This is a genomic window from Pseudomonas sp. GV105 (assembly GCF_003058185.1).
GTDB classification, from domain to species: domain Bacteria; phylum Pseudomonadota; class Gammaproteobacteria; order Pseudomonadales; family Pseudomonadaceae; genus Aquipseudomonas; species Aquipseudomonas veronii.
This window is the reverse complement of sequence record NZ_QBUF01000018.1, coordinates 32,750-51,379: the sequence shown is the minus strand read 5'-3', so window position 1 is coordinate 51,379 and position 18,630 is coordinate 32,750. Positions and strand designations below refer to the sequence as shown.

The window sequence follows — 18,630 nt, the reverse complement described above, 5'->3', positions numbered from 1 at the left end:
GATAGTCCCCCTGAGATTTTTTGCAGGCATTTCGTCGGCGGCCGATGGTAAAGTGCCACCCCATGAAAATCACCCGTGCCGACCGCTCGCTCATTGCCTGGATGCTCTACTGCAGCGTCCTGTTCAATGTGTTCGCGTGCAGCATTGGTCATGGGCAGATGGTGGGCATGCAGCTCAACGGCATCGGCGGGCAGTTCTGTACCGTCGACCCACGCACCCAGGCGCCCAAGCCGTCCACCCCCGCCGATGAAAGCCTGCCGACGCTGTCCAAGGCGTTTGGTTGCCCGCTGTGCTCGACCGGCGGCATGGGCCCGGCGCTGAACTCCAGCCTCAACGTCGCGGTGTTGCCGCAACCCCACGCACCGCCGCCGGCTATCGTACTGGCGGCTGACATTCCTGCCCGCTTCACCTGGCCCACGGCCCGCCCACGGGCGCCGCCCGCCCTCGCCTGATCCTCGCGCTTTCTGATCTGCACTGACACCGTTTCCGTAAGGAAGTACGGGCGACTGTGCGTTGTTTTCAAGCAGGTTTTTCAGGATTCAAGCATGAAACATTTACCTCTGTTGGCAGGCCTGTTCGGCTGCCTGCCAGTCTGTGCCTGGGCGCTCGAACTGGCCCCGACCACCATCGATGGCGAACCCTCCCACGAACCCGGCCTGGCCCTGGACCAGTCCAGCGGCGTGGCATCGCGACTGGGGTTGAGCGTGCGCGAAACGCCCGCCTCGGTGGCGATCGCCAACCGCAATGACATCGAGCGCCATGGCGCCAAGACGTTCCGGGATGCAGCCAATACCTTGCCCGGTGTCAACGCCAGCGCACCGCCGGGGTTTGGGGGTTTTGTCTCGTATCGTGGGTTTACCAGCAGCCAGATCACCCAGATGTTCAACGGCATCAACGTCGCCACCGGCCTGGCCCGGCCGGTGGATGCGTGGATCTATGATCGGGTGGAACTGGTCGGCGGCCCCTCGTCCTTGATCAACGGCGCTGGCTCCGTGGGCGGTTCGCTGAACTACGTGACCAAGCTGGCCACCCGCGAAGAACAGGCCGCCGAAGGCCAACTGACCTACGGCAGCTACGACACCGCCGGCATGGCATTCGGCCTGAACCACGCGCTGACCGACCCCAGCGCCGACGTGCAGCATTACGCACGCCTGGACGTCAGCCGCAACACCAACCACAGCTACATCGACCGCGACCAGCGCGACGCCTGGAGCGTAGCGTTTTCCCTGCTCAGCGACCTTACCCCCAACCTGTCCCATACCCTGGCCCTGGAATACCAGGACGAACATGAAGACAGCCCGTACTGGGGCACGCCGGTGCTGAACCCCAAGGCCGGCGAGCTGAAGATCGATAAACACAACCGTTTCAACAATTACAACGTCGCCGACGGTCGTTACGAACAGCGCACGCTCTGGGCGCGTTCGATCATCGACTACCGGATCAACGACAGCACCACGCTGAAAAACACCCTGTATCACCTGGACAGCCAGCGCGATTACCGCAACCTGGAGACCTACCAGTACAACGCCGACAACAGCGCGGTGAACCGCTCGACCGCGTACCAGGTGCGTCATCAGGGTGAGCAGAATGGCAACCAGTTCGAGCTGCGCCACGACGACCGCGTCTTCGGTCTCGCCACCACCTGGTCCGGCGGTTTCGAATACAAGGTCAACAGCACGACCAACAGCCCGCTGAGAGCCGTAGGCAACAGCACGGTCGATCCTGACCATTACGGCCCGGGGTACTTTTACGACATCCCTGGCACCCGACCGGGCTTTATCAGCGACAAGACCAACGAGGTCACCACCAAAGCGCTGTTCGTGGAAAATCGCCTGGGCCTGACCGATAAACTGACATTGCTGACGGGCCTGCGCTACGACGCCATCGACCTGGATGTCACCAACCATGGCGCGATAACCGCCAGCAGTCCACGGCACTTCACGCGCAGTTGGGAGCCGGTGACCGGGCGCGCGGGCCTGACCTACCAGTTCATCCCGACGGCCAACGTGTACGTGCAATACAGCACGGCCGCCGAACAGCCGAGTACCACCACCCAGGTATTCGACGTATCGACCGGCAAACAGTGGGAGGTGGGCAGTAAATTCGATTACCTGGACGGTCGCGGTTCGGCCACCGTCGCGGCTTACAAAATCGAGCGCAAGGACTTTGCCGTCACCGACCCGCTGGACCCCACCAACAGCATCCCGGTAGGCGCACAGTCGTCCAAGGGCATTGAGTTGGCCAGTTCGTTGCGCATCACGCCGCGACTACTCGCCGAAGGCAACTTCGCCTGGGTGGACGCCGAGTACGACGAGTTCAACGAAAAAATCGCCAGCGGCGCGGTGGTCTCGCGCAAGGGCAATACGCCGACCAATGTGCCCAAGCGCGTCGGCAACCTGTGGCTGACCTATGATTTTTCCGAGGATTGGCAAGGCGGCGTGGATGCGCGGTATGTGGCCCAGGTGTATGCGGATAACGCCAACACCCAGACAGTGCCGGCCTACACCCTGTTCGGCACATTCCTGCGCTACAAGGTGGACGCCCACACCTCGGTGACCGGCCGCGTGCGCAACCTGACCAACGAGGTGTATGCCGAATTTGCCCATGTGTCGCCGGCGTATTACCTGGGGTCGCCGCGCACGTTTGAAGTGGCGGTGCAAACCCGCTTCTGAGGCTGGAATGCTAGCCAATGTGAAAGCGGGCACACGCTGACAAGCCCGCTTCCACATTCTTGCCCCGCGTTCTGCCGCAGGATGGGACGCTATTTCAGGCTGGCTTCAACCTTCTGTGCCACATCCTCCGTCAACCAGGCCTTCCACACATCAGGATGCGCCTTGAGAAACGCCAGCGCGACGTCCCGTGGCGCGGTGTGATTCTCGCTCATGGTCGCCAAGGCTTTGTTCAGCGGCTCGATCGGGAACTCGACTTTCTCGAAGAACCCGACAATCTGCGGATGTTCTTTCTGGAACGGCGTGGACACGCCGATACTCAACTTGGACGCCAAAGACCGTGTCGGCTTCGGATCGGGATTGTCCGCATCCGTCAGCGTCTTCCACGCCTCGGCATCGAACGCCGGCTCTTCCAGCTGGATCAATTTGTAGCGCCCCATCAAGGGCGTCGGCGACCAGTAATAGAACAGCACTGGCTTACCGCGACGAATCGAGGAAGTTATCTCGGCATCCAACGCCGCCCCCGAGCCACTGCGGAAGTTCACATAGCTGTCGTCCAGGCCGTAGGCCTTGAGTTTCTGTTTGTTGACCACTTCCGAGGTCCAGCCAATGGGACTGTTGAGAAAGCGCCCTTTGCCTGGGGATTCGGGGTCCTTGAACACGTCCTTGTAACGCGCCAGGTCCGCGACACTTTTCAGGTCTGGTGCCAGGGGCTTAAGGCCTTTGGCGGGGTCGCCCTTGACCACGTACTCCGGCACCCACCAGCCTTCGGTGGCGCCCTTGACCGTATCGCCCACCCCGGCCACCTTGCCTTCGGCCTCGGCCTTGACCCACACCGGACTGCGGCCTGCCCATTCTTCGCCGATCACCTGGATGTCATTCTTCGCCAGGGCGGTTTCCAGGGTGATGGTGGTGCCGGGCAAGGTGTCGGTGGGCAGGTCATAGCCCTTCTCGACGATATAGCGCAGCACTTCGGTGATCAGACTGCCGCTTTCCCAGTTCAGGTCGGCGAAATGCACAGGCGCCTGTGCAGCCGAAACCGGCAACGAAGCCACCGACAGACTCAGGCTCGCCAGGGACGCCGCCAACAGGGATCTCAATCCTTTCATGCCTTTGCACCTCACGTGTTCGCTGCAATAACGGACGGCTTGGCCGCCACTGCGCGAAGCCTCTGAATAGTTAAGTCAACTCAACTGTAGTAGAGGTTCCGGGAGATAAAGGCTGTTTGCTGTACGAGCGGGTTATTCGCTGGCCTTGAAGGTCACCAGTTCACCCTTGCGCCACTTGGCGGCCTTGCCGGTCACGGCCTTGAGGGTTTTGGTCAAGCCTTCCTGCAATTGTTCGTTGGCGGCAAACACCAGCATCACGCTGTGACCTTCCTTGAACACAATGCCCTGGCCTTCGGCCGAGGAAACAAAGGCATAGTCGCCCAAGCCATACACCGTCAACTTGATATCGCGGAACTTCAATTCAAACTTGCCACCTTCGCGACTGGGCAATACCGCGGCACGAAAATGATCACCGACCTTGAGTTCAAGGCGTTGTTTGTCATCCACGACCAATGCCGATTCAGTATCGATCTCGGCGATATAGATGCCTTCCGGTGTCTGTTCAGTGATGTAAACAAAACGGGATTGAAACTGCTTGACCAACTTTGCGCGCAAATCACCCAGCACGAATAACGCGTGCATATCCAGATTACTGACTGCCAAGGAAACGCCCCCAGATCAAAAAAAGCACTGTCCGCCGAAACGGGCAGCACAAAAAAGCGGCCATACCGGCACGCTGACACAACGCATTGATTAAAAACCCTGAAAAAACGCCCCTGCGGTGCCATAAGACTAATACAGGCATACACGACGAGCCTTATGCAGGCCATCGATCTTCACAGCAAATCACAGGTTTAACAGCCCGAGAAGACGGGTCGACCAGCTTCAGAGAATAACCCAATTAAAAAGCGCAGTTTCCGACAACCTGCACAAAACAAAACATCTGGAATGGAACCGAGAACCGATTGCCGACGACAATATTAAAACAGCAACACGGGTCAAAACCACCCGTTCCGCTGCTGGCGGGCCAACCAGATCGATCGACAGGAGCTGACCATGCAACGACGTCAACACAACGCTACGTCTTCCAGCACTCACTCATCCTATCAAGACGAGCGCCAATACTACTGCTTGCACAGCCATGATGGGTACTCAAACTCCGTGCTTTATCAAGTTGTACCGGCCGGACGCAACTTCTTTCATATTCTGGAAGTCACCAGCGGCAGGATCAAAGGCTTTCGCAGCAACCATATCCGCGCCTGCGAACTGGCAAAAACCCTCGAGGCCGCCCTGCACGCCCCGCACGGCGGGATCGTTTCGTCACCTGGATGACTTTACCGCGCCGTCGCCCCTCAACAACTGCCATACTGGCCCGTCCATTGAAGTTTGCCCCGTGCGGGTCAGGTTTCATCAGTGCAGTTACCTTGAAGGGAAGGTTATACGTGACGGAATTTGATATTGGCGAATTTTTTATCCATGGCGAAGCCAAGGAAGTAGACGGAGAATTCCAAGCAGTTATCGTAATGCGTGCCAAGCCCCCCTTGACCACGATCACAATGCACCAAGTGGAAAAAGATCGTTGGTTCAAGACCGCGGACGCCGCCGCCGTCGCGGCAAAAGAAGCCGCCAGGGCCCTCAAGACAGCGGTGGACTCAGGGGCGTTGACCTCCTGAGAATCCGATAGAACTCTACTGCGCGACAAGCCTCCGATGCATACCCCCCCAAAACCGGCATGGAGAACGATATGGATGCGCCAGTACCAACCCTTGAAACCCTGTTTGATCAACTGGGCCTGGATTCCACCCCGAAGGACATCGACGCGTTTATCGCTGCCCATCCTTTGGCCGACGACGTCAAGCTGATCGACGCGCCCTTCTGGACGCCCCAGCAGGCTCAGTTTCTCAAGGAAGAACTTCGGGAAGACGCTGAATGGGCGATGGCCGTGGATGAACTGAACCAGCGTCTGCACCAAGCGCAATAACACCCCTCAATGCAGGCTGTCTGACTGTTCCATGCGCAACAGTGCTTGCCAGGCGGCCCTGCACTCCTCGGCTTCATCACGGCTGGCGAAGGCGGTGCCACGCTGCTCACCGTTGAGCAGCACGACCCAACAAGCCTTCTGACCCAACGCACGCAGGGTTTCGGGTACGCCACTGCCAATCATCACAGCGACATCGACTTTGTTTTGCATGGAGCTTCTCCGCAACAATCGTTAGCTAACTAACAACGGCGGCCATGCTACGTTTTTCCTACCCTCAGAAAAAGCTATCCTCTGGATAGCTCTATTGCGCAAACAGCAACAATCTCTAGTGCCTGGCCTTCGTGCCTTCGGGTTTATAGCCCAGGCGCAACCCGCCCCAATGCCGGCCCTTGACCATGATCGGCACCGACAAGTCGTGCATCAACTCACCGGTATCGCGGGTGTAGGTCTGCAACAGTACCGCTTGCTGATGGCTGCCACAGCGAATCCCGGTACGGTCGTCGAACTTGCGCTTGGTGCGATTCTGTAACGCATCCACCTGTACATCGCCGGTCAAGGGTTGGGAAAACGCCTTGTTGTGTGTCGGCACATACCCCTGTTGCGTACAGGCGATGGCAAATACCAAACCTTCGTGTCGCGGCAGCAGCGCCTCTTGAATCGCCGGCAAAACCTGATCGGTGTAGCTGTCAAAACGCGTGTGGTACTTGCTGGGGTGGGTGTTGGGGATCGCCGCGTAGTTGCGGTCGAACAGATCCTCCAGGCTGACGCGGTTTTGCAGTACATCAGCCTCGAACTGTTCGGCGATGCGGCTCGCGCCTTCGCGGGCGAGGTCGTAGACGCGCTGGTGATAGTCATCCAGCCCGACGGCGGCCAAGCGTTCGCTGATGGTTTCGGCCTGCCCTTCCATTTGCACGGCGGCATCGGCCAGTTGACGGGTTTGCTCGTCGCTCACCGTCAGGTCGCTGCGCATTTGCTCCACGGCATGGAACAGGCTGTCGAGTTGCGCCCGATTGGTCTCGGTGCCTTGGGCGATTTCGTTGACCTGCCCTTCGACATCCGCGGCCAGGCTGGCGATGTTCTGCAGTTGCTCACCGGCATGCTCCACCTGCTCCACGCCGGTGTGCAGGTCCGCCGACAGTTGGCGAATCTGCTCCACCACCTGGCCGGTGCGTTGTTGGATATCGGCCACCATCACCCCGACTTCCTCGGTGGCGGTAGCAGTACGGCCGGCCAGCCCGCGGACTTCATCGGCCACCACGGCAAACCCGCGCCCATGCTCGCCAGCACGCGCGGCTTCGATGGCGGCGTTCAAGGCCAGCAGGTTGGTCTGGCTGGCGATGGACTGGATCACCAGGGTCACCCGCTGGATTTCCTCGCTGCGCTGGCTCAGGGCTTCAATCATCTCGCGGCTGGCATTCGCGCGCTGGCTGAGTTGGTGCATGCGGGTGATCGACTGGGCCAGCACTTCGCGGCCCTCGGTACTGCGCTGATGCGCCTGGCTGGCGGCGCCCAGCGCCTGGTGACTGAGTTGGGAGGTGACTTGTTCGGTGCCGATCATCACTTCGGCGCTGTTGACGATCTGCTGGGCAGCGCTCAACTGCGACTGCAGGCGCGCAGCCAGTTGCTTGACCGAATAGGCCACGCCGGCCGCCGACAATGCGTTATGGCTGGTGGTATAGGACAGGTCGCGGGTCAGGTCGCCAATCGCATCGACCGCTTCGGACGGCGCCGCGCTGGGCGTGCGTTTTTTCAGACGGGGCAGCCAGATCACCAGCAAGGCCAGTGTCAGGCAGAGATAAATCGGCAGGCTGGCAAACGCAAGGCCGAGCAGGACCAGCACCACGGCGGTGCTCTGCAAAAGCGGCGTCAGCCAGCCGGGCAACCCGCGCACCACCGCGTGCGGTGGCACTGCTGCGCCCATCAGAGATCCGTCTCCAGCCATCTTCGTCACCCCACTGCTTGTCATTATTGTCTCTGCATTAAACGCCACTATCAGGCCATTATCTATGGGCCTTTAGTGGGGGAGCTTGCAACAGATCAATATAGCGGGCGTAACGGATATTTTCCCTGGGGAGCGCAGTACTCGCCCCCCAGCTTCAGCGCATCAGGCTTGACGCTGGTGCTTGTCGATCTGCTCGTGGCGCTCTTGCGCTTCGATGCAGTACTTGGTGGTCGGACTGATCAGCAGGCGCTTGAGGCCGATAGGCTCGCCGCTGTCATCGCACCAGCCAAAGGAATCTTCCTTGATGCGCTCCAGTGCGCGCTCCAGTTGCGGCAGCATGCGCTGGTCGCGATCAATGGCATTCACCAACCAGGTGCGCTCTTCTTCCACGGAGGCGGCATCCGCCGGGTCGGCCGGGGTGTCCAGGCTCTCAATGGCGATGCGGTTCTGTTCAATGCGCTCGTGGTGTTCCACTTTCATGTCTTGCAGCAACTGCTCGAAAAAAGCGTGCTGTTCGGCATTCATGTAGTCATCCGCCGGCATGGCCAGCAACTTTTCCTTTGTCATTGATTTCTCTATAAAAAATACGTGCATTAAGGCGAATAAGGGAGCGTTCCGGTCAACCTCTGCAGGTCTCGGAAAGGCGCCATCCATTCCAAGCGCCACCCGGCACTCAATTTACGAGGGGCGGCAGTCTAAGGCCGACTTGAGGGCGCAGCAACTGAAAAGACAGGCATTTTTTCCAAGATAACCCCCAAAGGCACCAGGACGGGCTTGGCGAATGGTCATCGGAGTGCGTTTATAGCAAGAAATTCAGTGTTGTGGAGCTATATAGAAGACAAACGGTTGGATCTGACGAATACAGGCCTGAATGTGGGAGGGGGCAGGCCCCTCCCACATTTTGCACTGCGTCAGCGTTTTAGCTTGCGCTTGTTGCGATATTGGTCGATCACCACCGCCGCCACGATAATCAGGCCCTTGATGATGTCCTGGATATACGCGTCGACCCCGACAAAGGTAAACCCGCTGGCCATCACCCCAAGGATCAGCGCGCCGATCACGGTGCCGGTGATGCGCCCTACTCCGCCGGCCAGGCTGGTGCCGCCGATCACCGCGGCGGCAATCGCATCCAGTTCGTAGGACATGCCCATGCCGGCCTGGCCGGTGGCGGCACGCGCCGAGGCCACCACACCAGCCAGGCCCGCCAGGAGCCCGGCGATGCTGTAGACGATGATCAGGTGGCGCTTGACGTTGATCCCCGAGGTGCGCGCCGCCTGCATATTGCCGCCGATGGCGTAGGTGTACTTACCGTACTTGGTGTAGCGCAGGGCGATATGGAAGATCACCGCCACCACCAGAAAGATGATCACCGGCATCGCGCCATGCCCGATGGCCGTGTAGGAATCCGAGAGCATGCTCACTGGCTGGCCTTCGGTGTAGTAACGCGCCAGGCCACGGGCCGACACCATCATCCCCAGCGTTGCGATAAACGGCGGGATACCGGTCACCGCGATAATGCTGCCGTTGATCGCGCCCGCCAGCAGCCCCACGCCGAGCCCCGCCACCACCGGAATCCACACCGGCAGGTCGGTCAGGGACGGAAACACCGCACGGGAAAAATCAGATGTTTGCGCAAGACTGGCAGCGATCATCGCCGATAATGCCAAGACCGAGCCGGAAGACAAGTCGATCCCGGTGGTGATGATCACCTGGGTCACACCGATGGCCAGCAGGCCGATGATCGACACTTGCAGGATCATCAGCACCAGGCGCTGGGAGTTCATCAGGAAGCTCTGGTCTCGCACGATCCAGCCAAACAGCTCAAACACCAGGCCGATGCCGATCAACACCAGGAAGATGCTCAGCTCGGTGGGCAAGCGCCGACGGTGCTTGACCGCTGCCGTGGCAGGCTTGTTGTCTGTTATTGCGTTCATAGCCAATCACCTTTTTATTCTATGGCGCAGGCCAACCGCAGGCCCGCGCGGCTGTTCGTCAGTGGACCGCGGTCATACCGGAGGCCAGCTGCATGACTTTTTCCTGGGTCGCGTCTGCACGGTCCAGGGTGCCCATCAGTTCGCCTTCATGCATCACCATCACCCGGTCGCTCATACCCAGCACTTCAGGCAGCTCCGAGGAAATCATGATCACCGCCATGCCCTCGCTGGCGAGGAACGCAATCAAACGGTAGATCTCGGCCTTGGCGCCGACATCGATGCCACGGGTCGGCTCGTCGAGGATCAACAGGCGCGGGTTGGTCATCAGCCAGCGCGCCAGCAGGGCTTTCTGCTGATTGCCGCCGGACAAGGTGTCGATGCATTGCTCCAGGGACGGGGTTTTCACCCGCAGCTTCTTGCACATGTCTTCGCACAGCGCACGCAGGGCTTTCTGCTGGATAAACCCGTTGCCCGAGTAATGCGGCAACACCGCCATTTCCATGTTTTCCAGGACCGACAGGCACGGGAACAGCCCGCTGAGCTTGCGGTCTTCGGTCAACAGCGCAAAGCCTTTGTCGATGGCCATGTGCGGGTCGGTGATACGCAGCGCCTTGCCATCGAGGGTTATCTGCCCGCGAGTGCTTGGGCTGATGCCGAAAAGGGTTTCCGCCACGTTGGTGCGGCCCGAGCCCATCAGCCCGGCGATGCCGAGGATCTCGCCGGCATGCAGGTCGAACGAGACGTTGTTGAACACGCCGTCCAGGCCCAGGTCGCGCACCGACAGCAGCAACTCGCCGATGGGCGTTTCGCGCACCGGGAACAACTGGCTCAGTTCACGGCCGACCATCATCGAGATCAGGCTGTCGCTGTTCATGCTGTCGGCGCGCTGCAGGCCGATGTACTGGCCGTCGCGAAACACCGCCACTTCATCGGCGATGGCGAACACTTCATTCATCTTGTGCGTGATGTAGACGATGCCTTTGCCCTGGGCCTTGAGGTCGGCAATGATCGAAAACAGGTGGGCGACTTCCTTCTCGGTGATGGCGGACGTCGGCTCATCCATGATCAGGATGTCGGAATCGTAGGACACCGCCTTGGCAATCTCGACCATCTGCCGCTCGGCGATGCTCAGGTTGCCCACCTGCTCCTCGGGGTCGAGGTTGATGCGCAGGCGGGCGAGCAATTGGGCGGTGCAGCGGTGCATTTCGCGGTGGTTGACCATGCGCAGGCTGTTGAGCTGCTCGCGGCCGATCCAGATATTCTCGGCGATGCTCATGTGCGGCATCAGGTTGAGTTCCTGGTGGATCATCGCGATCCCGGCCTTTTGCGCGGCCAGCGGCGTCTCAAACACAATCGGCTTGCCGCGCAGGCGGATTTCCCCGGCGTCGGGCTGGTAGATGCCGGCGATGATTTTCATCAGGGTCGACTTGCCCGCGCCGTTCTCGCCCATCAGCGCCAGCACCGAGCCTGGGCGCACACGCAGTTGTACATCGGCCAGGGCCACCACACCGGGAAAGCCTTTGCTGATGTTGAGGATTTCCAGCAGATACGGTTCTTCCAGCAGCGACGGCTGGATACCGGGCGGCTGCGAGACAGTGGCTTGAGCAAGCATAGGGCGGTACTCCATCGACAGGGCGGGCACGACCGCCCTGCCGGCTTATTGTTGTGATGTAAGGGCTACTTGAAGTCTTTGACGTTGTCCGGGGTGATCAGCTTGAACGGGATGACAATGTTCTGCTCGATCGCTTCCTTCTTCGCCATCTTGCGCGCCGCCTCCACCGAGCCGACTGCCTGGCCCTTGGCATCCTGGAACACCGACACGGTCATTTCGCCCTTGGTGATCGCATTCAAGCCGTCCGGCGTGCCGTCGACCCCTGCAATCAAGACGCTGCCCGGCTTGGTGCCGGCCGACTTCAACGCCATGGCCGCGCCAATCGCCATTTCGTCGTTGTTGGCCAGCACGGCATTGAATTCGCGGCCCTGGGTCAACCAGTCGTTGACCAGGGTCATCCCGCGGTCACGCAGCCAGATGCCGGTCTGTTCCTGCTCGATCTTGATCTGCGGGTACTTGGCCAGGACTTCTTTGATGCCCTTGGTCCGGTTGGTGGTGGAGTTGTTCGCCAGGTCACCGAGCAGGATCACCACCTTGCCCTTGCCCCCCAGTTTTTCGGCGATGTACTGCATTTGCAGCCTGCCGGCCTCTTCATCATCGGAGGTCACGGCCGCCACGCCTTTGGGCAGGTCTTTCTGGTCAGGTCGGCGGTTGACATAGACCAGCGGAATACCCGCCTCGAGCGCTGACTTGCTGATCCGCGCCGTGGACGCCGTGTCCACCGGGTTGACGATGATCGCGTCGACCTTCTGGCTGATGAAGTTCTCGACCTGGCTCAATTGCTTGACCACGTCGGCGCGCGCGTCTTCGAACTGCAGTTGCACGCCATCGCCCTTGGGGTAGGCCTTGGCTTGCTTGTCCATGTACTCACGCACATTGGTCAGGTAGGTGTCATCGAACTGCGACATGCTCACGCCGATCTTCAGATCGGCAGCCATGGCAAAACCGCTGGCCAGCAGCAGGGACAACGCCAGCGCGGTAAAACGGATCGGGGTCTTCATGAACGGTCTGTCTCCACTTTCTTGTTGGTTTTTTGGACGTTGCGTTTTTCAGAGCGAGGATGACGGCAGGCGGACGAGCGGTGCTCCCGGAATGCAGCACACCAGGGCGCCTTGGTTTTCGACGCACAGCACGTTGAGGAAGGAGAAGTAAAACGGCCGGGTGCGGGGCAGACCGCGTGGCGCAAGGGCTGGGCGTAAAACTCGCAGTACAGCGTTGAAGATTTTCATCTGACGGTACCTGGTTGTTTTTGATCTTGTTTTTGTTGAGTCGTCGGGATCGAGTCCGGAACGTACTTTATGCAACCTGGAAAAGACTTTATTGGAAAATAATTTCTATATCAACCTGTTTTAGAATTTTATTCTATTTTTGTCGAAACCACCTGCTGGCGCTCGGCGCTCAGGCGTGCGGCGTCCAATATCCTTGTGGTTTCCAGCGCCTCGTAGGCGTCCACCGGCAGCGGCCCCTGCCCTTGCACGGCGGCCTGCCACTGGCGATAGAACTGGGTCCAGCAACCTTTTTCCGACGGCACACGCTCGCGCTCGGGGCCTTGTTCGAACCAGCCCCAGCGGCGGTGCTCCTCGGCCCCCCAGTGCTCGCCCTCGGTTTTGGGCGACTTGCCGGCCATCAGTGCGTCTTCCTGGCCGTCCAACCCGTCGACGGTGTAGCAACCCAGGGTGCCGCTGACCCGCAAGCGCGGTGCCGGGCTGTTCTGCAAGGCGTTGCCCCACAGGTGGGAAATCACCCCGTTGGCGTGGGTCAGGGAGACAAAGAAGCCGTGGTCGATGCTGGGGTGTTCGGCGCTGTAGTGCAGTTGCGCGAAAACCCGATCCACCGGGCCGAACAGTTGCAGCGCCTGATCCACCAGATGGCTGCCCAGGTCGCGCAGCCAGCCGCCGCCGCTGGCATTGCCCACCGATTGCGGGCTGAAACGCTCGACGCGGGATTCAAACCGGGTGACAGCGCCGAGGGCGCCGGCGTCGATCAGTTTGCGCAAGGTCAGGAAATCCGAATCCCAGCGCCGGTTCTGGTAGACGCTGAGCAACACGCCCTGGCGTTCAGCCGCGGTGATCAGCACCCGGGCCTGCTCGGCGTTGGCGGCGAAAGGTTTATCGCTGACCACGGCGACGCCGTGCTCGATGGCCTCCAGCACCAGCGCCGGGCGACCTTTAAGCGTGGTGGAAATCACCAGGGCGTCAACGCCGGCCTCGACGATCTGGCCGATGCTGTCAAAGGCTTTAACCCCTGGAAGATCAGTGCTCAATTGCTGACGGCGCTCGGGTGAACGAGTCACCACACCAACAAAAGTAGCGCCGGGCAGGGTTGCAATCAGTGGCGCATGAAAGAAGCGCCCTCCGTGGCCATAGCCGACCAGTCCAATTCGCATACATTCACTCCTTTATTGAAGTGCACACCCAATCCAACTGTGGGAGGGGGCTTGCCCCCGATGGCGGTGGACCAGATCCAGATTCATTAGCTGACCCACTGCTATCGGGGGCAAGCCCCCTCCCACATTGACCGCGTGTTAGCCGTAGAAGGCAGGGTTGCAGTCAGTGGCGCATGAAAGAAGCGCCCTCCGTGGCCATAGCCGACCAGTCCAATTCGCATACATTCACTCCTTCATTGAAGTGCACACCCAATCCAACTGTGGGAGGGGGCAAGCCCCCTCCCACATTGACCGCGTGTCAGCCGTAGAAGCGCGGACGCTCAGGCAGGCTGACTTGGACAATTTGCCCACTGCCCTGCGCTTCAATACACGCATCCGCCGCGACCGCCGCTGCAAACCCATCCCACGCCGACGGCCCGCCCACTTGCCCGGCGCGCACGCTGTCGATGAACGCCTGCAACTCGACGTCATAGGCGCCGATAAAGCGGTCTTTCCAGTCCATCAGAATCGCATTGGACAGCTTGGCTTCGCTGCGCAATTGCACCTGCGACGGCTCCGGCAGCTTGGCGATACCGGTCTCCCCCACCACTTCGCACTGAATGTCGTAGCCGTACTGGCAGTTCACAAACACTTCCACATCGATGCGCGTGCCCTTGGCGGTTTCCAGCAGCACGATCTGCGGATCGCGCAGATGGGCCAGGGCCTTGCTGGTCTTGCGCGGGAACACCACTTGCACCGACACATAGTCGTCGTCGAGCAGCCAACGCAACACATCCAGCTCGTGGATCAGGGTGTCGGTGATCGCCATGTCGGTCTTGTAGTTCTCGCCCACCCGCGGGTTGCGGTGCGCGCAGTGCAGCATTAGCGGCTCGCCGATCCGGCCGCTGTCGATCACCGCTTTGAGGGCGCGATAACCTTCGTCATAGGGGCGCATGAAGCCCACTTGCACCAGGCGCTTGCCGTGCGCCACTTCGGCCTCGACGATCCTGCGACAGCCTTCGGCGGTGACCGCCAGGGGTTTTTCGCAGAACACCGGTTTGCCCGCCTCGATGGCGGCGAGCACGAATGCCTCATGGCTCGGGCCCCAGGAAGTGACAAGAATGGCTTCGACCTGAGGCGAACGGATCAGCGCATGGCCGTCCGGATACACCTCGGCGTCCAGTTTCAGATCCGCCACCACCTTGGCGGCCTGCTCCAGGTCGATGTCGGTCACCGCCACCACCTGGCTGTTGAGCAAGGTCTGGCTGCAACGACGAATATGGTCCCGGCCGATAGCGCCCGTACCGATAACACCCAGCTTCAACGACATACATTCACTCCTCTTGTTATTAGTACTGCCGGGCCTTGGCCAGCTGTTCATTGAGTTTTTTCGCCGCCGCGTTGGTGCGTTCGCTGGTGGAGACCTGCGCCACACCCACCCGCCACCACGACAGGTAGCCGTGGATCATGGTCTTGGGCAGCACCTTGATATCGATCAGCGTCGACACCGTTTGCGTGCGCGCATCGGCCAGCGCCGCTTCGAGCTGTTCGACGCTGCTGACCTTGTAAGTCTTGCAACCGTAGGCCGCCGCACTCATGGCGAAATCCACCGGCACCAGGCCGCCGTCGAGCTTGCCGCTCTCGGGGTTGCGGTAGCGGAACTCGGTGCCGAAGCTGTCCATGCCGTTGCCGATCTGCAGGTTGTTGATGCAACCGAAAGCCATGTTGTCCAGCAGCACCACGTTGATCTTGCGGCGCTCCTGGATCGAGGTGGCCAGCTCCGAGTGCAGCATCATGTAGGAGCCATCACCGACCAGCGCATAGACCTCGCGCGTCGGCTCGGCGAGTTTCACGCCGAGGGCGGCGTTGATCTCGTAGCCCATGCACGAATAACCGTACTCGACGTGGTAAGTGTTGACGCCCTTGCTGCGCCAGCTGCGCTGCAGGTCGCCGGGCAGGCTGCCGGCGGCGGCGACGATAATCGCGTCGTCGGCCAGCGCCTGGTTGAGCACGCCGAGGACCCGGCTTTGGGTCAGGCACGAACCGGTCAGCTCGATAAATTCGCGCAGCACGCCGCGGTCGAGGTGGTCGTCGACCTCGGGGACGAAGTCGTCACCGGCGTATTCCAACTGATGCACCCGGTCGACTTCAGCATCCAGTTGCGCCCTGGCATCGCGCACCTGCTCGCCCCAACCGGCGCGATAATCGCCCAGCGCTGCGGCCAATGCCTCAAGGGCGACTCGTGCATCCGCCAGCACTTGCACGCCATCGAGTTTCAACGCATCGCCGGGGCTGATGTTGAGGTTGAGGAACCGCACCTCGGCGTGCTTGAACAACGACTTCGACGACGTGGTGAAATCGGTGTAGCGCGTGCCGATCCCGATGATCAGGTCGGCCTCGGCGGCCAACAGGTTCGCGGCCAGGCAGCCGGTTTCGCCGATCCCGCCGACGTTCAGCGGATGGCTGGACAGCACCGCGCTCTTGCCCGCCTGGGTTTCGGCGAAGGGCATCTCGAAGCGTTCGGCAAATGCCTGCAGGGCCGCATTCGCCCCGGAGTACTTGACCCCGCCGCCGCAGATGATCAACGGCTTGCGCTTGCCCTCGAAGGCCGCCACAGCATCGCCGATCATCGCCTCGGTGGGCGGGCGCCGGTCGAGGCGATGGACACGTTTTTGCAGGAAGTAATCCGGGTAATCCCAGGCCTCGGCTTGCACGTCCTGCGGCAGCGCCAGGGTGACGGCACCGGTTTCGGCCGGGTCGGTGAGCACGCGCATGGCGTGGATCGCCGCGCTCATCAATTGCTCGGGGCGGTTGATGCGGTCCCAGTATTTGCTCACCGAACGGAAGGCGTCGTTGGTGCTGATGCTCAGGTCATGGAACTGCTCGATCTGTTGCAGCACCGGGTCGGGCTGGCGGCTGGCGTAGACATCGCCAGGCAATAGCAGCAACGGAATGCGGTTGGCCGTGGCGGTCGCGGCAGCGGTCAGCATATTCGCTGCCCCCGGGCCGACCGACGCGGTACACGCGTAGATCTTGCGGCGCAGGTGCTGTTTGGCAAACCCGATGGCGGCGTGGGCCATGCCTTGCTCGTTGCGGCCCTGATGCACCACCAGGTCGCCGCTGTCCTGCTCCAGCGCCTGGCCCAGGCCGAGCACGTTGCCGTGGCCGAAAATGGTGAACACCCCGGCCACGAACTTGCTCTGCACACCATCAACTTCGATGTATTGGTTATCCAGAAATTTCACCAGGGCCTGGGCCATGGTCAAACGAGTGGTGGTCATGTCGCGCCCCTTAAAGGTCCAGCAGCCAGCTGTGCTGCGGGTCGTTATGAAAATGCCAGGCGCGCTTGGGGCCGGCCATTACGTTGAGGTAGTAGGACTCGTAGCCATACGGCACGCTCACCGGGTGGTAACCCTTGGGCACCACCACCAGGTCGCTGTTTTCCACGGCCATGGCCTCATCGATGCTGCGGTCGTCGGTGTACACCCGCTGGAACACGAAGCCCTGGGGCGGGTTGACCTGGTGGTAATAGGTTTCTTCGAGAAAGCTCTGGTGCGGCAGGTCGTCGGTGTCGTGCTTGTGCGGCGGGTAGCTCGACGAATGCCCGGACGGCGTGCGGACTTCCACCACCAGCAGGGAGTGGGCGGGCTCGCTGTCGGGCAGGATGTCGCACACGTAACGGGTGTTGGCGCCTTTGCCGCGCACGCTGCGCTTGCACTGTTCGGGGCGGATCAAGCGCGGCGCGAAACCCGTCGCGCCAGGCGCGGCGCAGACCGCGAGCTGCACGTCGCTCAATGCCGTCACCTGGGCGTCGGTGCCCGGCGGCAGGTAAGCGGCAAAGGGCGATTTGTCTTCAAACACCGACTGACGATCGCCGAGGTTCTGCCAGTTGAACCCCTCGCCTTCGATCGTCACCCGGCCGCTGAGCAGCACCAGGCACAGCTCCTGGTCGCCGGCGGTGACTGGCAGGGTTTCGCCCAGGCTCAGGCGGTAGGCGGCAAAGCCGACGTAGGCCAGGCGGCCCGCTTCGAGGGCGACCATGGTTTGCCCGCGCTTATTGCTCTTGACCAGCAAGCTCATTGCCCCGTCCTCTCGTTCAGCAGCGCACGCAAGGTGTCGTAACCTTTTTTCGCATAGATATAGCTCGGCGCGACAGCCGGGTCCTGCTCGGCTTCGACCACCAGCCAGCCTCGGTAATGCGCGGCCAGCAGCACGTCGAGCAACGCGGCAAAGTCGATATCGCCGTCACCCGGCACGGTGAAGGTGCCGTTGACGATGCAGTCGGGGAAGCTCCACATCTGGTTGCGCGCCAGTTGCACCACTGCTTTGCGCACGTCCTTGAAATGCACATGGCACACGCGGTCGATGTGCTTGCGCAGTACGTCGAGGGGTTCACCGCCACCCATGTAGCAATGGCCCGAATCGAACAGCAGGCCGACTTCGGGGCCGGTGCGGCGCATCAGTTGATCAATGTCCTCCGGCGATTCGACATAGGCGCCCATATGGTGGTGGTAGGCCAGGCGCACGCCCTGGGACAGAGTAAAGCGCGCCAGCTCGGTGAGCTTGTCGGCGTAGTCCTGCCAGGCCTGCTCACTGTGGAAACGCGGGCGTTCGATCAGGCGGATGCGGGAGCCCTGGATCGAATCGGCCACTTCGCCGTAGACCAACACCGTGGCGCCATTGTGTTTGAGCAACTCGACGTGAGCGGCGATGGCTTCGATTTCCTCCGCCACCGACCGCTGGGCCAGACGGCTGGAGTACCAACCGGAGACCAGCGCCAGGTCGTAGGGGCGCAACACATCGGCGACGCCCTTGGCGTCCTTGGGGAATTTGCCGTTGAGTTCAAAACCCTCGTAGCCGATCTGCTTGCCTTCGCTCAACGCCGTGCTCAGGGGCGTTTCGCCGCCCAGGGCCGGCAGGTCGTCGTTGCTCCAGGAGATCGGGTTGATGCCAATTCGGATTGCGGGCATGGCTGCACCTTTATTATTTTCAGGTATCACTGAGATCTGCATTATGTGGGAGGGAGCTTGCTCCCGATGGCAGTGTGTCAGGCAACACTTCTGTAACTGCACCACCGC

19 protein-coding genes are annotated in these 18,630 nt (G+C 61.0%); 5 read left to right on the top strand and 14 right to left on the bottom strand.

Features of this window, described 5'->3' with window-relative positions:
• The first annotated feature begins 62 nt into the window (after positions 1–62).
• Positions 63–452, top strand: a complete 390-nt coding sequence (locus C8K66_RS27400) for a DUF2946 domain-containing protein (protein WP_108526538.1) — start codon at positions 63–65, stop codon at positions 450–452.
• A gap of 93 nt (positions 453–545) precedes the next feature.
• Complete coding sequence (locus tag C8K66_RS27395) at positions 546–2,672, top strand: TonB-dependent siderophore receptor (protein WP_108526536.1); 2,127 nt, start codon at positions 546–548, stop codon at positions 2,670–2,672.
• An 89-nt stretch (positions 2,673–2,761) separates the two neighbouring features.
• On the opposite strand, the gene C8K66_RS27390 is transcribed toward C8K66_RS27395, so the two are convergent.
• A complete protein-coding gene (locus C8K66_RS27390; protein WP_046383697.1) occupies positions 2,762–3,778 on the bottom strand; it encodes an ABC transporter substrate-binding protein in 1,017 nt (338 codons plus the stop codon).
• Between the two features lie 132 nt (positions 3,779–3,910).
• A complete protein-coding gene (locus C8K66_RS27385) occupies positions 3,911–4,360 on the bottom strand; it encodes a hypothetical protein (protein WP_017846547.1) in 450 nt (149 codons plus the stop codon).
• Positions 4,361–4,774: 414 nt separating this feature from the next.
• On the opposite strand from C8K66_RS27385, the gene C8K66_RS27380 reads away from it, so the two are divergent.
• The 3 genes from C8K66_RS27380 (at position 4,775) to C8K66_RS27370 (ending at position 5,699) form a co-directional block, all read left to right on the top strand.
• Positions 4,775–5,050 carry a hypothetical protein gene (locus tag C8K66_RS27380; RefSeq protein ID WP_081610137.1) on the top strand — a complete coding sequence of 92 codons (276 nt, stop codon included), beginning with the start codon at positions 4,775–4,777 and terminating at the stop codon, positions 5,048–5,050.
• A gap of 110 nt (positions 5,051–5,160) precedes the next feature.
• A complete protein-coding gene (locus C8K66_RS27375) occupies positions 5,161–5,391 on the top strand; it encodes a hypothetical protein (protein ID WP_017846549.1) in 231 nt (76 codons plus the stop codon).
• Positions 5,392–5,462: 71 nt separating this feature from the next.
• Positions 5,463–5,699, top strand: a complete 237-nt coding sequence (locus C8K66_RS27370; RefSeq protein ID WP_017846550.1) for a DUF2789 domain-containing protein — start codon at positions 5,463–5,465, stop codon at positions 5,697–5,699.
• 6 nt (positions 5,700–5,705) lie between these two features.
• Here C8K66_RS27370 and C8K66_RS27365 read toward each other — a convergent pair whose 3' ends face one another.
• From C8K66_RS27365 to iolE, 12 genes are all read right to left on the bottom strand, one after another.
• A complete protein-coding gene (locus tag C8K66_RS27365) occupies positions 5,706–5,909 on the bottom strand; it encodes a hypothetical protein (RefSeq protein WP_057004685.1) in 204 nt (67 codons plus the stop codon).
• Positions 5,910–6,024: 115 nt separating this feature from the next.
• A complete protein-coding gene (locus tag C8K66_RS27360; RefSeq protein ID WP_371928173.1) occupies positions 6,025–7,257 on the bottom strand; it encodes a methyl-accepting chemotaxis protein in 1,233 nt (410 codons plus the stop codon).
• A 546-nt stretch (positions 7,258–7,803) separates the two neighbouring features.
• Positions 7,804–8,208, bottom strand: coding sequence for a TraR/DksA C4-type zinc finger protein (locus C8K66_RS27355; protein WP_010564800.1), 405 nt, complete (start codon positions 8,206–8,208; stop codon positions 7,804–7,806).
• Between the two features lie 344 nt (positions 8,209–8,552).
• The gene (locus tag C8K66_RS27350; protein ID WP_017846553.1) at positions 8,553–9,575 is read right to left on the bottom strand and encodes an ABC transporter permease; all 1,023 of its coding nucleotides are present in this window, start codon (positions 9,573–9,575) and stop codon (positions 8,553–8,555) included.
• Between the two features lie 58 nt (positions 9,576–9,633).
• The gene (locus C8K66_RS27345; RefSeq protein WP_057004686.1) at positions 9,634–11,187 is read right to left on the bottom strand and encodes a sugar ABC transporter ATP-binding protein; all 1,554 of its coding nucleotides are present in this window, start codon (positions 11,185–11,187) and stop codon (positions 9,634–9,636) included.
• Between the two features lie 65 nt (positions 11,188–11,252).
• Positions 11,253–12,188 (bottom strand): sugar ABC transporter substrate-binding protein, encoded by a 936-nt coding sequence (locus C8K66_RS27340; RefSeq protein WP_017846555.1) that lies wholly within the window; start codon positions 12,186–12,188, stop codon positions 11,253–11,255.
• Between the two features lie 48 nt (positions 12,189–12,236).
• Positions 12,237–12,416: a hypothetical protein gene (locus C8K66_RS27335; RefSeq protein ID WP_079444050.1), complete on the bottom strand. Its 180-nt coding sequence runs from the start codon at positions 12,414–12,416 to the stop codon at positions 12,237–12,239.
• 128 nt (positions 12,417–12,544) lie between these two features.
• A complete protein-coding gene (locus C8K66_RS27330) occupies positions 12,545–13,573 on the bottom strand; it encodes a Gfo/Idh/MocA family oxidoreductase (protein ID WP_057004688.1) in 1,029 nt (342 codons plus the stop codon).
• 298 nt (positions 13,574–13,871) lie between these two features.
• The gene (locus tag C8K66_RS27325) at positions 13,872–14,882 is read right to left on the bottom strand and encodes a Gfo/Idh/MocA family protein (protein ID WP_017846557.1); all 1,011 of its coding nucleotides are present in this window, start codon (positions 14,880–14,882) and stop codon (positions 13,872–13,874) included.
• 19 nt (positions 14,883–14,901) lie between these two features.
• A complete protein-coding gene (gene iolD / locus C8K66_RS27320; RefSeq protein WP_046383702.1) occupies positions 14,902–16,833 on the bottom strand; it encodes a 3D-(3,5/4)-trihydroxycyclohexane-1,2-dione acylhydrolase (decyclizing) in 1,932 nt (643 codons plus the stop codon).
• A gap of 10 nt (positions 16,834–16,843) precedes the next feature.
• Positions 16,844–17,632 (bottom strand): 5-deoxy-glucuronate isomerase, encoded by a 789-nt coding sequence (iolB, locus tag C8K66_RS27315; protein WP_017846559.1) that lies wholly within the window; start codon positions 17,630–17,632, stop codon positions 16,844–16,846.
• The gene (iolE, locus tag C8K66_RS27310) at positions 17,629–18,522 is read right to left on the bottom strand and encodes a myo-inosose-2 dehydratase (RefSeq protein WP_046489005.1); all 894 of its coding nucleotides are present in this window, start codon (positions 18,520–18,522) and stop codon (positions 17,629–17,631) included. Before iolE ends, iolB begins: the two co-directional genes overlap by 4 nt.
• Between the last annotated feature and the right edge of the window lie 108 nt (positions 18,523–18,630).